The sequence below is a fragment of the Pseudoalteromonas sp. SCSIO 43210 genome (genome assembly GCF_054133285.1).
This window is the reverse complement of the sequence record NZ_CP087225.1, coordinates 1884359-1898942: the sequence shown is the minus strand read 5'-3', so window position 1 is coordinate 1898942 and position 14584 is coordinate 1884359. Positions and strand designations below refer to the sequence as shown.

Annotated in this window: 10 protein-coding genes and 1 tRNA gene; 3 read left to right on the top strand and 8 right to left on the bottom strand. The window is 39.7% G+C overall.

What is annotated here, in order from left to right; all coding sequences use genetic code 11:
- Positions 1–6: 6 nt before the first annotated feature.
- Positions 7–2673: a hybrid sensor histidine kinase/response regulator gene (locus LOS73_RS08135; RefSeq protein ID WP_007377814.1), complete on the top strand. Its 2667-nt coding sequence runs from the start codon at positions 7–9 to the stop codon at positions 2671–2673.
- Between the two features lie 17 nt (positions 2674–2690).
- On the opposite strand, the gene rimI is transcribed toward LOS73_RS08135, so the two are convergent.
- The 5 genes from rimI to guaB all read right to left on the bottom strand — a co-directional run bounded on the left by rimI (position 2691) and on the right by guaB (position 7124).
- Positions 2691–3158, bottom strand: coding sequence for a ribosomal protein S18-alanine N-acetyltransferase (gene rimI / locus LOS73_RS08130; protein ID WP_007377815.1), 468 nt, complete (start codon positions 3156–3158; stop codon positions 2691–2693).
- Entirely contained in the window at positions 3145–3510 is a 366-nt protein-coding gene (locus tag LOS73_RS08125) for a hypothetical protein (protein WP_033028924.1), read from the bottom strand. Before LOS73_RS08125 ends, rimI begins: the two co-directional genes overlap by 14 nt.
- 65 nt (positions 3511–3575) lie before the next feature.
- Positions 3576–3652, bottom strand: a tRNA-Trp gene (locus tag LOS73_RS08120).
- Between the two features lie 154 nt (positions 3653–3806).
- Positions 3807–5384, bottom strand: a complete 1578-nt coding sequence (gene guaA / locus LOS73_RS08115) for a glutamine-hydrolyzing GMP synthase (protein ID WP_008137457.1) — start codon at positions 5382–5384, stop codon at positions 3807–3809.
- 270 nt (positions 5385–5654) lie between these two features.
- Positions 5655–7124: an IMP dehydrogenase gene (gene guaB, locus LOS73_RS08110; protein ID WP_007377818.1), complete on the bottom strand. Its 1470-nt coding sequence runs from the start codon at positions 7122–7124 to the stop codon at positions 5655–5657.
- A 147-nt stretch (positions 7125–7271) separates the two neighbouring features.
- Between guaB and xseA the strand changes: the two genes are divergently transcribed.
- Positions 7272–8615 (top strand): exodeoxyribonuclease VII large subunit, encoded by a 1344-nt coding sequence (gene xseA / locus LOS73_RS08105; protein WP_033038056.1) that lies wholly within the window; start codon positions 7272–7274, stop codon positions 8613–8615.
- Between the two features lie 15 nt (positions 8616–8630).
- Here the strand turns inward: xseA and LOS73_RS08100 are convergent, their stop codons facing one another.
- The 3 genes from LOS73_RS08100 to LOS73_RS08090 form a co-directional block, all read right to left on the bottom strand.
- Positions 8631–9275: a hypothetical protein gene (locus tag LOS73_RS08100; protein WP_033038054.1), complete on the bottom strand. Its 645-nt coding sequence runs from the start codon at positions 9273–9275 to the stop codon at positions 8631–8633.
- Positions 9276–9291: 16 nt separating this feature from the next.
- The gene (gene cysE, locus LOS73_RS08095) at positions 9292–10110 is read right to left on the bottom strand and encodes a serine O-acetyltransferase (RefSeq protein ID WP_033038052.1); all 819 of its coding nucleotides are present in this window, start codon (positions 10108–10110) and stop codon (positions 9292–9294) included.
- 350 nt (positions 10111–10460) lie between these two features.
- Positions 10461–13343, bottom strand: a complete 2883-nt coding sequence (locus LOS73_RS08090) for a M16 family metallopeptidase (RefSeq protein WP_457934800.1) — start codon at positions 13341–13343, stop codon at positions 10461–10463.
- A 259-nt stretch (positions 13344–13602) separates the two neighbouring features.
- On the opposite strand from LOS73_RS08090, the gene LOS73_RS08085 reads away from it, so the two are divergent.
- Positions 13603–14559, top strand: coding sequence for a methylenetetrahydrofolate reductase (locus LOS73_RS08085; protein WP_033038048.1), 957 nt, complete (start codon positions 13603–13605; stop codon positions 14557–14559).
- Positions 14560–14584: the final 25 nt, after the last annotated feature.

Here is a 14584-nt window from a genome sequence, read left to right as displayed (position 1 = left end):
TTGGTCATGAAAACCAGTAAGTTAAGCATTCGATTATTATGGTATATAACGCCGCTTGTTATATTGCCTCTATTATTTTTAGGGGGCTTCACGCTCACGAATGTAACTAACTCCACTCAAAAACAAGCCGATCTAATAATGAGTCGTTTTGTTGAGCAACAACAACAAAAAGTATTTAACTATATAGACTCTTTTCACTCAACTACAAAGCTGCTCTCGACTTCTCCCGTACTGAGTGACTTTTTAGCAAATGATGTACGAGCTAATGGCAGTTATACACGCCAACTAGGTGCCTTAATGGATGTATTTGCCAGTTATAGCGAAGCCTATCCAGATATAGTTAGTATTAATTTAGTCTCTGCAAGCGGAAAAAGCGACGCTTATTATTCAAACAATCTGACTACAGCCCCTAAAAGTTATCCCTTTTTAAATAAAGTACTGCAAAGTAATTTAAGCCAGCAACAGTTCATGGATCAAAAATCAGACGGAACAACCAGTTTGTATTTTATTCAGCGAATTTATAGTGTTGACTACTATTTAAAACGCCCTCAACAGTTAGGCTTTATCGTTGTCCATGTTGAGCCTTCAATACTCAATACCAGTATTTTAGAGGCGCCTTATAACAATACACTTAATTTACTACTCACCAAAGATGGTAAAATTTTATTTAGTTCCGATTACAGTATGCGCGGCCAATACATTAGCGAATACGAACTAAACCGAATACATGATTTAGCTGATATTGGCACCTTGTCGACTATCGAACTATCAAGTATAGATAAAATAGAGCGCATGATTTTTGCGGTACAAATGAGTGGCGGTTATTATTATGTTTCTACTATTCCTAAAGCTGTACTTTATCAATCTGGTAAGGCTATTAGTTTAATAACAGGCTTAATTGTTCTTATTTCGGTGATCACCCTGCCTATATTAATTTTTGTGGTTGTGCGTAACTTACTACTCAACCCTATCGAGTTATTAGGTGCAGCAAGCCACCGCGTTGGGGATGGTGATTTATCGGTGAATTTACCTGCGCATACAAATGATGAAGTAGGCATTTTATTTAACGATTTTAATCACATGGTTAACCAGATAAGACACTACCAACAACAGCTAGAAGATTATAAACATCACTTAGAAGATAAAGTAGAAAGCCGTACCAAAGCACTTGAAGCAATGAACAGCCAACTAGAGCTGGCGATTGCTCAAGCTGAACAAGCGAATCAACTTAAAAGTCGTTTTTTAGCAAATATGAGTCACGAAATACGTACACCGCTCACTGCTATTATGGGCTTTACAGAACAATTACTACACAACGATAAAATAGCGAACGATAAACAGCACCTCAGTACTATTTTACGAAATTCAAAACACTTGCTAGAACTAATCAATAACATTTTGGACTTATCTAAAATTGAGGCCGAAAAGCTTGCAGTAGATCAAGCGCCTATCAATGTAGTACAGCTCGTACATGATATTGAATCTATTATTGAACCCTTAGCAAAAGAGAAACAGCTTACTTTAAATATAAACTATGAATTACCACTGCCTCGTACCATATACAGTGATATTACGCGTTTAAAACAAATATTAATTAACGTTGCGAATAATGCAGTTAAATTTACAGAGCAAGGCAGCGTTTCTATTTGCGTACATTTTCATCAAAAAAGAAAAATGCTTGAATTTGTTGTCACAGACACCGGCATCGGAATGTCTGAAAATCAAATAAAGCGTGTATTTAAACCATTTGAGCAAGCTGATGCAACGACTACCCGTCGATTTGGCGGTACAGGGCTTGGTTTATGTATTTCCAAAAACTTGGCGCAACTACTCGGTGGTGATGTAGTACTAAAAAGTGAAATAGGTAAAGGAAGTAAGTTTTCTATTAGCGTGTCGTGTCATTTAACAGGCAGAAAACCCGCACTACAATTACTTACAGATAAAAGCCAACTAACGCCAGAAAGAGATCCACTACTATCGTTTGCAACCAACCACTTTGATGCCAATATTTTAGTGGCTGAAGACAACCCTGATAATCAATTACTAATAAAACTGCTTCTGCAAACGTGGGGCCTAGAACCCGATATAGCAAGTAATGGCGCACAAGCAGTAGAAATGGCGCTAGTTAACGACTATCAGTTAATTATTATGGATATGCAAATGCCGGTTATGGGCGGGTTAGAAGCAACTAAAATGCTACGCCACGCTGCGTACGACGGCCCTATCATCGCATTAACCGCAAACGTAATGAACCATGATATAGGCACTTATTTGGAGGCTGGTTGTGATAAAGCACTTGGTAAGCCGATTGATAAAGACGCATTAGAAAACGTACTCGTGAGTTATTTACACCTTGAAAAAGATAACCAAAATAAATGGGATAACTTATTAAAAAGTGAAAAATTCCAACAAATTGCAGACAACTACTTAGCTAATTTGCCGACTTACTTAGATGAAGTAAAAACATATCAACGTTCTGATGACTGGGAAGCACTACGAAATGTTGCCCACAGTATTAAAGGAAGTGCTGGGTGCTTTAACTTTGACGATATTTATCACAGCGCAGGCGCACTCGAAGATTCATTAAAAAGTGATAACAAAATAGTTCGCGATGATCTTATAGCCGACTTAATTACCGCTATTGAAAACTCTATAAATAATAAGCAAGTATAAACAACACATGCTCGCTGTTATTGGAAACCTAAACTTAATGCCATCCCCATTAAAATGGCATCTTCAAAGCCATTTTTAGCTGGGTTGTCGCTTGGGTAGTAGTTTTTACGCACTGACATTTCTATAAAGCCAGCGTACTCATACAGCGCAATTGCTCGCGTGTTAGATTCGCGTACCTCTAAAAATAAGTTTTCAGCGTTTTGTTGCTCACCGTATTCAATAAACTGAGCTAACAACTGCTTAGCAATGCCCTTGCCTTGATAACTTGGTGTTACGCAAATATCCATAAGCGTAAAATCAGGACCTGCTTTTTCACCAATATAAAAACCAACCATAGTCTCATTTTCAAACGCGGCTACATTAAAATAGCGCCCACCTAAACACGAACTCATTGTATTTAACGTCCACGGATGGCTATGGCATGCTGTTTCTATTGCCATTAATTGAGGTATTGCGGTTTCGTCTACTGGTTTAAAGTTTATCAAGGTGTTCACTCATTAAAGCCCATAAAGCGCGCTTATCGGCCGTGCTGAGCTGTGGTGTTGTAAGTACTAGCTGATCGTCATTTAATTGCATCTCAGCGCTTTGTACAACGCTGTTAATAGCAATTGGTAATGCTGCACGTTTAATATCTGCAAATAATTGTTCACAAAGCACTATAGGCTCAAGTACATTGTTTTTTGGTGCAGTATCAGGTGCATGACTACTTGCCGCAACACTATCTATTAAAAGATTATCTGCAGGAGGGCTATCCGCTGGAAATTTATCGGCTGGTTTAAAGTGTTTATTTAATTCGAGGTTTTCAATACCAAAAACAGCTGCGTACCGTGAATGCATAACGACTCGATGAAATTAGTAAGTAAGGTAATATAAGAATTAATAAATACGATGTAAAGAAGAAATGGCAGGGGCGGAGAGACTCGAACTCCCAACCATCGGTTTTGGAGACCGCTGTTCTACCAATTGGAACTACGCCCCTGCAATGACGACGAATTATAGAGAAGTTTCGCCAAAGGTAAAGAGAAAAATCACACTTTTAGTTCAACTGCTTTTTAAATAAACAAAACGGCGAATTAGCATGCTAATCCGCCGTTTTTAATCACTTTATTTTATCTGACTAAAACTAAAATTAATTATTCCCATTCGATAGTTGCAGGTGGTTTACCTGAAATATCGTAAACAACACGAGAAATACCGTCTATTTCATTAATGATACGGTTTGATACCACACCTAAAAACTCATAAGGTAAATGTGACCAGCGCGCTGTCATAAAGTCGATTGTTTCAACACAACGAAGTGATACAACCCAATCGTACTTACGTGCATCGCCCATAACCCCTACCGATTTAACAGGTAAGAATACAGTAAACGCTTGGCTTACTTTATGGTAAAGCTCTGCTTTGTGAAGCTCTTCGATGAAAATCGCATCAGCGCGGCGTAATAAATCACAGTATTCTTTTTTGATTTCGCCAAGTACACGCACACCTAAACCTGGTCCAGGGAAAGGATGACGGTAAAGCATGTCGTACGGTAAACCTAGTTCTAGGCCAATTTTACGCACTTCATCTTTGAATAATTCACGTAATGGCTCAACAAGGCCCATTTTCATGTCATCTGGTAATCCGCCCACATTGTGGTGAGATTTAATAACATGCGCTTTGCCTGTAGCAGATGCCGCTGATTCAATTACATCAGGATAAATTGTACCTTGCGCTAACCATTTTGCATTTTTAAGCTTTTTGGCTTGCTCATCAAATACATTAATAAACGTATGACCAATGGCTTTACGTTTATCTTCTGGGTCTGACTTACCCGCTAGATCATTTAAAAACTGCTCTTCAGCTTCAACTTTAACAATATTTAAGCCAAATTTATTACCAAACATGTCCATTACTTGTTGGCCTTCGTTTAAACGAAGTAACCCATTATCAACAAATACACATGTTAACCTTTCGCCAATTGCACGGTGAATAAGCATAGCCACAACCGATGAATCAACACCACCAGATAAGCCTAGAATAACTTCGTCATCGCCAACTGTTTCTTTAATTCGTTCGATAGCATCATCGATAATTTTTGCAGCAGTCCATAATTTTTCACAGCCACAAATATCAATAGCAAAACGTTCTAATAAGCGCTGACCTTGATGTGTATGTGTTACTTCTGGGTGAAACTGTACGCCGTAGAAACGTTTTTCTTCGTTAGACATTGCAGCATGTGGACAAGTAGATGTTTTAGCTGTTGTTGCAAAACCAGCTGGAATATCCATTACTTTGTCGCCATGGCTCATCCATACGTCGAGTATGCCGTTGCCGCCATCGGTAATGCTGTCTTCAATTGCATCAAATAATGCACAGCTGCCTACTTTTTCTACTTGTGCGTAACCAAACTCTTTTTTATCAGAGCTGTGTACACTTCCGCCAAGTTGAGCTGCCATTGTTTGCATACCGTAGCAAATACCTAGCACAGGCACGCCTGCATTAAATACATACTCAGGAGCGCGCGGGCTGTTTTCAAGTGTTGTTGATTCTGGGCCACCAGAAAGAATGATACCTTGTGGGTTAAACTCGCGGATTTGCTCTTCAGTCACATCCCATGCCCACAGTTCACAGTAAACACCAATTTCGCGTATACGGCGCGCGATTAGTTGAGTGTATTGTGAACCAAAGTCTAAAATGAGAATTCGTGAATCGTGAATATCTTTGCTCATGGAGTATCTCGTAAAGTAGATGCTAATGCTAAATGCCGTTTTGAATACCAATTTTATTAAACATTACTAATTCTTGCAGGCTAAATAACTCTCTAACCACGTTAAAAACTTCTTATTTAGAAGAAACTAAAAGTCGAAGTTTTTGCCTCGTTATTGAGCCATTTATCTGTTGCAATAATTGACCACTTTATTAATGCAATTGGTATTTATATAAACGACTAAAAAGAGGGCTTGCAAAGCAAGCCCAGTATATTAAATTAATTACGCTGCTTAACCTAAGCGGTAATTTGGTGCTTCTTTAGTGATTTGCACATCATGAACGTGCGACTCACCCATACCTGCTGAAGTAACACGTACAAATTGTGGTTTTGTATTTAGCTCTTCAATTGTTGCACAACCCGTTAAGCCCATAGCGCTTCGTAGGCCGCCCACTTGCTGATGAATAATTGTTGCAATAGGGCCTTTGTAAGCTACGCGACCTTCAATACCTTCAGGTACTAACTTGTCTGCTTCGTTTGATTTTTGGAAGTAACGATCTGATGAACCTTCTTTTTGATCCATCGCGCCCAATGAGCCCATACCACGGTAAGATTTGTAATAACGGCCTTGGTACAATTCAACTTCACCTGGTGCTTCTTCAGTACCAGCAAGAAGAGAACCCACCATTACACACGATGCACCAGCAACAAGTGCTTTAACAATATCACCAGAAAAACGAATGCCGCCATCAGCAATAACAGGAATGTCGCGACCTTTTAAGCCTTCAACAGCATCTGAAATAGCTGTAATTTGTGGAACGCCACAACCGGTAACAATACGTGTAGTACAGATAGAACCTGGGCCGATACCTACTTTAACTGCATCCGCTCCCGCATCAGCTAGTGCAATCGCACCTTCTGCTGTTGCAATGTTACCTGCAATAATTTGTAAGTCTGGGTACTCTTTACGCGTTTTAGTTACACGGTCAATAACACCTTGAGAGTGACCATGTGATGTATCGATAAGTAAAACATCAATACCCGCTTCAACTAATGCAGCAATACGCTCATCAGTACCCGCGCCAACACTTACAGCAGCACCTACACGTAAACGACCTTGGTCGTCTTTACATGCGTCAGGTTTGTCTTGGGCTTTTTGGTAATCTTTTACTGTGATCATGCCTTTGAGTTTAAATTCATCATCAACAACAAGGATTTTTTCAATGCGGTGTTCGTGCATTAAGCCTAAAATTTCTTCGCGTGCTGCGCCTTCTTTAACGGTAACAAGCTTTTCTTTTTTAGTCATAACGGTAGAAACAGGCTGTTCAAGCTTAGTTTCAAAACGCATATCACGGCTAGTAACAATGCCTACAAGTACATTATTGCTGTCGGTAACCGGAAAGCCTGAAAAACCTTTTTCGTGCGAAAGCTCAACTGCATCAGCAATTGTTAAATCGGCAGTCACCGTTACAGGGTAAGAAACAATACCTGCTTCGTAGGTTTTAACTTTACGTACGTTTTTCGCTTGTTCTTCGATAGTCATGTTTTTATGAATAAAACCAAGACCCCCCTCTTGCGCAAGGGCAATAGCTAAACGAGCTTCTGTAACAGTATCCATAGATGCTGAAATAAGCGGCAAGTTAAGTTTGATACCACGCGTTAAGCGAGTTGAAATGTTTGCCGTGTGTGGCAAAACAGTAGAATGACCAGGTACTAAAAGTACGTCATCAAAGGTAAGAGCTTCTTTAGCGATTCTAAGCATTTTGGCAACTTCTCACATGTGGAACTACGATAAGGAATTGCGGCCAAATTTTAACAGCGTTGTTGGCATGAGTAAATAATATTTCGTAAATATTTATGATAAACTTACCTTATAACTTGCCTCATAAATAGTTTTAGGTTGTTTTTTATGTTTTCGAAGCCTTCGCAGACGGTTTACACCGTGTCACGCCTTAATAGAGAAATTCGCACATTACTTGAGCAAGGCTTTGCCTCATTAGTATTAACAGGCGAAATTTCTAATTTCATTACCCCTGCATCCGGTCATTGGTATTTTTCGCTAAAAGACGATAAAGCACAAATTAAAGCCGCAATGTGGCGCGGCAACAACCGCAACCAAAGCTACCGCCCTGTAAATGGAGCACAAGTCACAGTAAAAGCGCGTGTATCACTTTATGAACCTCGCGGTGACTACCAGCTTATTGTTGAGCATATGGAGCCCGCAGGCGAAGGTCAGCTAAAGCAAGAGTTTGATGCGCTTAAAATGCGTTTGGCCGCCGAAGGATTATTTAGCTCTGCTCACAAGCAGCCATTACCGCAAAATATTAATCGTATTGGTGTTATTACCTCAGCAACCGGCGCTGCTATAAAAGATATTTTAACGGTACTTAAACGCCGTGCGCCGCAATTAGAAGTCATTATTTACCCTGCGATGGTGCAAGGCAAAGAAGCACATGCACATTTAATTAATCAAATTGAATTAGCTAATGCTCGTGATGAAGTAGACGTACTTATTTTAGGACGAGGCGGCGGATCACTTGAAGATTTATGGTGCTTTAATCACGAACAGCTCGCCCGCGCTATTTTTAAAAGTGAATTACCCATAGTAAGTGCGGTAGGCCACGAAATAGATACTACCATTAGCGACTACGTGGCTGATGTTCGTGCAGCAACCCCATCAGCCGCAGCTGAGCTTGTAAGCCCAAATACGCAAGAGTTACACAACAAAGTAACGCAATTAGTTAATCGTTTATCTAACGCGTTTAAGCACGGCATTGCCGATAAACGCGCGCTTGCCACGCACCTACAGCATCGCCTTAATTTGTGCCACCCACGTAATCAGCTTAATCAAAAAACGCAACGTTTGGATGAGCTAAGCATTGCATTGCAACAAGCTATGCGTAATCGCTTATACGAGCAAGAACGCACACTTAATAACTTAACACCGCGTTTAATACGCCAATCACCAGACAAAAAACTCGCTACAGCAAACCATATACTCACGCAATTACACGCAAGACTAAACCAAGCTATACAGCATCAATTGCAGCAAGCAAATAACAACTTGGCACTACAGGCAAGTAAATTAGACTCGGTAAGTCCGCTAAATGTTTTAGCACGCGGTTACAGCATTACAAAAAATGAAAAAAATAAAGTGGTTAAGTCAGTAAGTGATGTGAAAACCGGTGATGCACTTATTACCGAACTTGTTGATGGTGTTGTACATTCTAAAGTAGTGAGCAAGCACGCTTAACTAAAATAGGAGCACTTACTCTTTGGTGCTCACTATAAATTCTATTCGCTCGTCGTTTGAGCTTGATGAGGTGATTTTAAACTGTTGCCACCAAGGTGTCGTTGCCAACTTATCATTAAGTTCACGCCACTGTGCATGGCCTTGTTCATTATTCTTATCGGCTAGTAATTCAAATTTACAGATAGTTTGTTTACAAGTTAAATAGCTTAGCTGCGCCGTATTACTTAAATCACTGATGATTAAAAAGTCAGTAAGTGCCGTTTCTATTTCGAAGCTCCACTGCGTATTTTCACTTTCACTATCAAATTTTTCATCAAGCTGCTTAGCAAAATTAGTGCCTTCTAAGCGAGTTCGCTTTAACTGCTGCTGAGCAACTTTCAGCTGTTTTGTAGCTACTGACAATTCGTTATTTAGCGCACTTATTTTCGTAATGTACTCTTTTTCCAGCGGTTGTTGAAGTGCTTTAGTTGTAGTGTTTATAGGTGATTTTTGAACTGATTTATTACCGCTTACTTCAATAATAACATCTTGGCTAGCATGTATAAATTGAGCCGTTTTATCGTTAAACGGTTCATACAAATGCAAAAAGTAACCACTTGTTAATCCTACCCCCACAAAAAAGCTGAGTATCATTGCAAATAAGTTACTTTTATATGGCATTTATTTTCGCCTACTTTTATAGCATTGCACTTGTATGTGAAGCATTTTCAGGCTCAGGATTTGCTAAAAAGTTTTGGTTCATACTTTGCGCCGGACACTCACAATCCGGTCGACCAATAATTTTAGCGGGTACGCCAACAGCGGTTGTGTGTGCTGGAACATTGCTAAGTACAACAGAGCCTGCACCAATTCGTGCGCCCTCGCCCACTTCAATATTACCAAGTACTTTAGCACCAGCGCCTATTAACACACCGGCTCTAATTTTAGGATGACGATCCCCCTGCTCATTACCCGTGCCGCCAAGCGTTACAGATTGCAAAATTGATACGTTATCTTCTATTACCGCTGTTTCACCAATAACAATACCGGTTGCATGGTCAAACATAATACCTTTACCCACTTTACATGCTGGGTGAATATCAACCCCAAACACTTCAGATGTTCGGCTTTGCACAAAGCGCGCTAACTCTTTACGGTTTTGTTGCCATAAGCAATTTGCTAAACGGTGCGCTTGAATAGCATGAAAACCCTTTAAGTTTAATATCACCGTAAGGTAAGTTTCGGCTGCGGGATCTCTGTCTTTTACCGCTTTAATATCCTCAGCTACATAAGTAAGCATACGATCGCACTTTACAAATGCTTGATCGAACAACTCACGAATAGTAAACGCAGATACCACCGCGTCCGCCAATTTATTAGCAACAATAAAGCTCAATGCTGAACCCAAACACTCATGATTCAAAATACATGAATACACATGACTCGCTAAAAGAGGTTCACGGGTTACGACTTCATTTGCTTCAGTACGAAGCTGTTGCCAAATTTCATGACGCATAATACTGCACTGCCTTAAATTGATATAAAAGAGCCTTTTGCCAAGTCTAACGGATTTAAAGCCTAAGGTGTTAACCCCTTAGTTATTTGTTCTGGTTATTAGGTATAACCGTTTATTAAGTTTCATTATTAAATAACCTGAACTGTGGATAATAAATCTATCTGGAGCAGCTATTTTCAGCGCTAACTGCGTTGAATTTACTGAAAACCTCTGGCTAGAGAAAATAAATTTAAATACCACCATGATTCAATACGTTAGTAAATCTCTCAACCAGAGTTCAGATTAAATAATAAAAAAGCCCCAATACTTTAAGCATTGAGGCTTTTTCTAACACTTAAAAACCACTTAAATTATTGAAATACTTTATCGACTTTCATCACTTCAATATTTTTAGCAGGAATTGCTAATTTGTAATCAGCAATCACTTTATCTTCAGCCACTAATTCGGCAGGTTTATTCGTGTTGTAAATCATTGGCGATGTTTGCTGCGATGCTAAACGTTTTTGCATATCAGCGCCGTCACCAGTAATAAATACATAGTGAACATTGTCTGTTTGTAAGTTTTCTTTAATAACGCGATTAACATCAGCAAGCGTTAGCGTTTTAAGTTTGTTAGTTACGTAACTTACAAAGCTATCTGTGTTGTAAAATTCGCTATCAAGCGCGTAACCTAATTGGCGGTTTTGACTTGCCACCATTTGCGGCACAAAGTTAATTAAAAAGTTACGCGTTGCTTCAAAGTCGTCTTCGCTCATACCATTTTTAATGAGCTTATCTAGTTCAAACAAGGCGGTACGTGTTGCAAAGTGCGCATCGTTATTAGAGCGAAGCGGGCGTAACCACACTTGAAATATTTGCTCTGAGCGCCCTAGGTTTGCATCTGGCTTGGTTTGAAACATACCACGTGGAAAGTATTCAATGTATGCGTAATCGCCATAGTTCATGCCGCGAGTTTCACGAATGCGCTCATATAAAAAGCTGTTAGAACTACGGTGCTCACCAAAGTACGAACGCACAAGCCAAAGGGTTGTCCAGTCTTCGCTACTTCTTATTGTATCAATAGGGAAACCAAATGATACCGCAGTCGATTGCGCTGACTTTTCTACAATAGTTGCATGATGACCTTTAAGCGCTGGCGCATCAGGAATACTTAAACGGCTTTGCTCACCTTTTGGTAGCGTTGCAAAGTCGCTCATCATTTTAGCTTTAAGTTTTGCAGGCACAGCCCCAATTAAGCCAACCGTGAGTTTAGATTGCGTAAGCTCGCTGTTATAAAACGCTTTAACATCATCTAGCGTCAACGCTTCTAAATCCGAAATATCACCATAGTTGTAGCTTTCGTAAGGGTGATTTTTGTAAAGCGCACTGTATAGCACTTCTTTGCCTAGCTCTTCATCGTTAGATGCTTTTAAGCCTGACTTAATGCCATCGATCATTTCTTTTTTAAGGCGTTTAAAGTCGTCATCTCTAAAGCCTGGATTTAATAATTGATCGCTCACAAGTGTATACCACTGCGCTGCATTGTCTTTATGAATACGCCCTTGAAATGACAGCATTTCTTTATCTATTTGATAGCCAAAGCTACCCGCAAGCGGATAAAGTGCTTTTTGAATATCTTTATAGCTTGTCGCCTCTGAGCCACCTTGTGCAAGCATAGCCGCAGTTAACGCAGCAACACCTTTTTTGCCTTGTGGGTCGGCAGCCGCACCGGTATTGAATAAAAAGTTAACATCGATTAATGGCGAGCCATTGGTTTTATCAAGTACTTTAAATGCAGGCTTCGCAGGTGCTTGTTCAAGCTTTGCAGTAAGCGCATTTAAATCAACTTCTTGCTCAAACCCAAGCGCTTTATCAAGTGCCGACATTGTTAATGTGGTACGTGCGTTATCAGTAAAGTATTTATTAGCAACGGCTTTAATACCTGCGCTGGTGATGTTATCTGCCGATTTATACAGCTGGTTTATAACCTCAGGATCGCGCTCAAAATGCATGTAGCTGGCAAGGGTTGATGCAATCGCTTGCGACGAATCTAAGCCATTAATAAAGCTGTATTTAAGATTCGATTTTAAATCACTGAGCTTTTGCTCATCAACAAGCTCAGTGCGTGCTTTTGCATAAGTTCGGTTAATGGCATCGCGTGCAGTGGCTAAATCGTCTGCGTTTTCTACTTTAACAAATACGTGTAATAAACCCGGATCTTTAGTCTCTGGGTTATAGGTAAACATTTGGCTGGCAATTTGTTTGTCGACCACTAGCTCTTGATATAAATCTGAATTACTAGAAAAATAAAGCTGTGAGATTAAATCAAGTGCCGCTCTGTCTTTTTTAGCAGGCTCCCACGCAGCGCCTTTGTACGATACGAGTAACCAATGCCCTGGTAGCGCTTCATCTTGCTGGTGCAAATATTTTGGTGCTTGTTGAACAGGTTCTGCTTTAATGTCAGCAACATAGTTACCCTTTTTCCAGCTGCCCCAATGCTTTTTAACCATTGCCATTGTTGCTTGTGGGTCTACATCGCCCACAATGACAAGTGACACATACTCAGGTTTATAAAATTTAGCAAAAAATTCTTTACCATAGGCCATTTGATCAGGCATGGCTTCTATGTCTTTAAAAAAGCCCATAGTGGTGTGTTTATACGTGTGCTTATCAAACGCTTTTTCGCGTACAGCGCTTAATAATTTACGAATTGGGCTCGCGTTGTTTTTTAAGTACTCACCTTTTACCGTTTGTGCTTCTGTTCTAAATTGCTCTTCGGTGTAGGTTAAGTTTTGAAAAATATCAGCTTCAAGCTCAAGTACTTTATCAAGATGCTGCTTTGAAAAGTTTAAATGGTAATTTGTGTAATCGTTTGTTGTATAAGCGCGGTTATCAACACCTGAATTTTTTAATATGTCTGAGTAAACATCTTCAGGGTATTTTTGTGAGCCTTTAAACATCATGTGTTCAAAAAAATGAGCAAAACCTGTTTTGCCCTCTTCAACTTCGTTACGCGACCCAACCGATACCGGAATTTGCAGCGACACTACATCAGGGTAATCGGTTTTAACAACCATGACACGTAAGCCGTTTTCTAGTTCTTCAATTAAGTAATCTTGCGAAAAAACACGATCATCAGCTTTATTTACTTGTTCTTGTTGTGCTGTTGTTTGCGTGCTTTGGTTTTGTTGCATGGCGCAACCTGTTAACGCCAGCGATACCGCTAAGTTGGTTGCTAATAATTTAAATTTCATTGTTGTCCCTTTTTAAATTGAGCAAATTTGTTGTCAGATGTATTACTAACTCACCCTCGATTATGCCCCAAAGCCAATAAATATAAGACCCCCAAGGGGATTTATTATGTAAACAACTGTGTCAATTATAAATTATGGGAACAAGCCCTATGAATAAACATCATGTTAGTTGAAAAACTTTCATTAAATAAATCTATCTAGACGTCTAAATGGCTGCTATATTAAATCCATCAAAACAAACTTAGCTGGAATGAGGATTATGGCTTTATCACTAAAAGAGAAGATAGTGGACACCAATCAAGGTGTTTATCTTATTGGTACTACCCCGCCTAAAATTGGCACCGATAAAGCGCAATTAAAAACCATTGCAGAAAAGCTATTAGGTCGCTTACACGAAATTGAATACGACGGCGTGATAATTTACGACATTCAAGACGAAAGCAGCCGAACTAACCAAGACCGCCCATTTGCGTTTAAACAAACCGTTGATCCGCGTGAATACAGCCATTTACTTCGTAATTTATCTGCACAAGATGTGATTACTTATAAAAGTGTGGCGCAGCGTGGCGTAGGCGAATTTAAAGATTGGCTAAGTGAAACTAAAAACGACTACGATTTACGAAATGTTGTTTTAGTAGGTAGCCCATCATCGATAGGCGATATAAAGCTAAGCCTGCCAGATGCGTATAAAGCGATGGCTGAGCAATCAGATGATTTCTTTTTAGGTGGCGTTACGATTGCCGAGCGCCATTCAAGTAAACGAAATGAGCACGAACGATTAATAGAAAAAACAGCACAAGGTTGTCAGTTTTTTATATCGCAAGCTGTTTACGATGCACAAGCTACTATAGAGCTAATCACTAGCTACGCACGTACGTGTAAAGCACAGGGTATTACACCTCAACGTATTATATTAACGTTTACCCCGTGCGGCGGCGAAAAAACCTTAGAGTTTATGCAATGGTTGGGTATCTCAGTGCCAGAGGCAACTAAATGGCGCATGCTTGATGCAGACAATACATTAAGCGAATCCGTCCGTATTTGCCGCGAAAACCTCGACTTAATACTTAAAAGCTGTGCGCATTTAGATGTACCGCTGGGCTTAAATATTGAAAGCTTAACAAACCGTAAAGAAGAAATTGACGCGTCAATTAACTTATACCGTTTATTAAAAGCCATTATGGAATTAAACCTTGCGGAAAAGCTAATAGCTTAAAGGCTAGGTAAGAGCTAATTAACAC

What these genes read in the sequence shown, in the direction of transcription:
- LOS73_RS08100 (WP_033038054.1), bottom strand. Translation starts at nt 9,275, where the DNA reads ATGCCATATAAAAGTAACTTATTTGCAATGATACTCAGCTTTTTTGTG.
- xseA (WP_033038056.1), top strand. Translation starts at nt 7,272, where the DNA reads ATGTTTTCGAAGCCTTCGCAGACGGTTTACACCGTGTCACGCCTTAAT.
- LOS73_RS08125 (WP_033028924.1), bottom strand. Translation starts at nt 3,510, where the DNA reads ATGCATTCACGGTACGCAGCTGTTTTTGGTATTGAAAACCTCGAATTA.
- LOS73_RS08135 (WP_007377814.1), top strand. Translation starts at nt 7, where the DNA reads ATGAAAACCAGTAAGTTAAGCATTCGATTATTATGGTATATAACGCCG.
- guaB (WP_007377818.1), bottom strand. Translation starts at nt 7,124, where the DNA reads ATGCTTAGAATCGCTAAAGAAGCTCTTACCTTTGATGACGTACTTTTA.
- LOS73_RS08090 (WP_457934800.1), bottom strand. Translation starts at nt 13,343, where the DNA reads ATGAAATTTAAATTATTAGCAACCAACTTAGCGGTATCGCTGGCGTTA.
- guaA (WP_008137457.1), bottom strand. Translation starts at nt 5,384, where the DNA reads ATGAGCAAAGATATTCACGATTCACGAATTCTCATTTTAGACTTTGGT.
- cysE (WP_033038052.1), bottom strand. Translation starts at nt 10,110, where the DNA reads ATGCGTCATGAAATTTGGCAACAGCTTCGTACTGAAGCAAATGAAGTC.
- LOS73_RS08085 (WP_033038048.1), top strand. Translation starts at nt 13,603, where the DNA reads ATGGCTTTATCACTAAAAGAGAAGATAGTGGACACCAATCAAGGTGTT.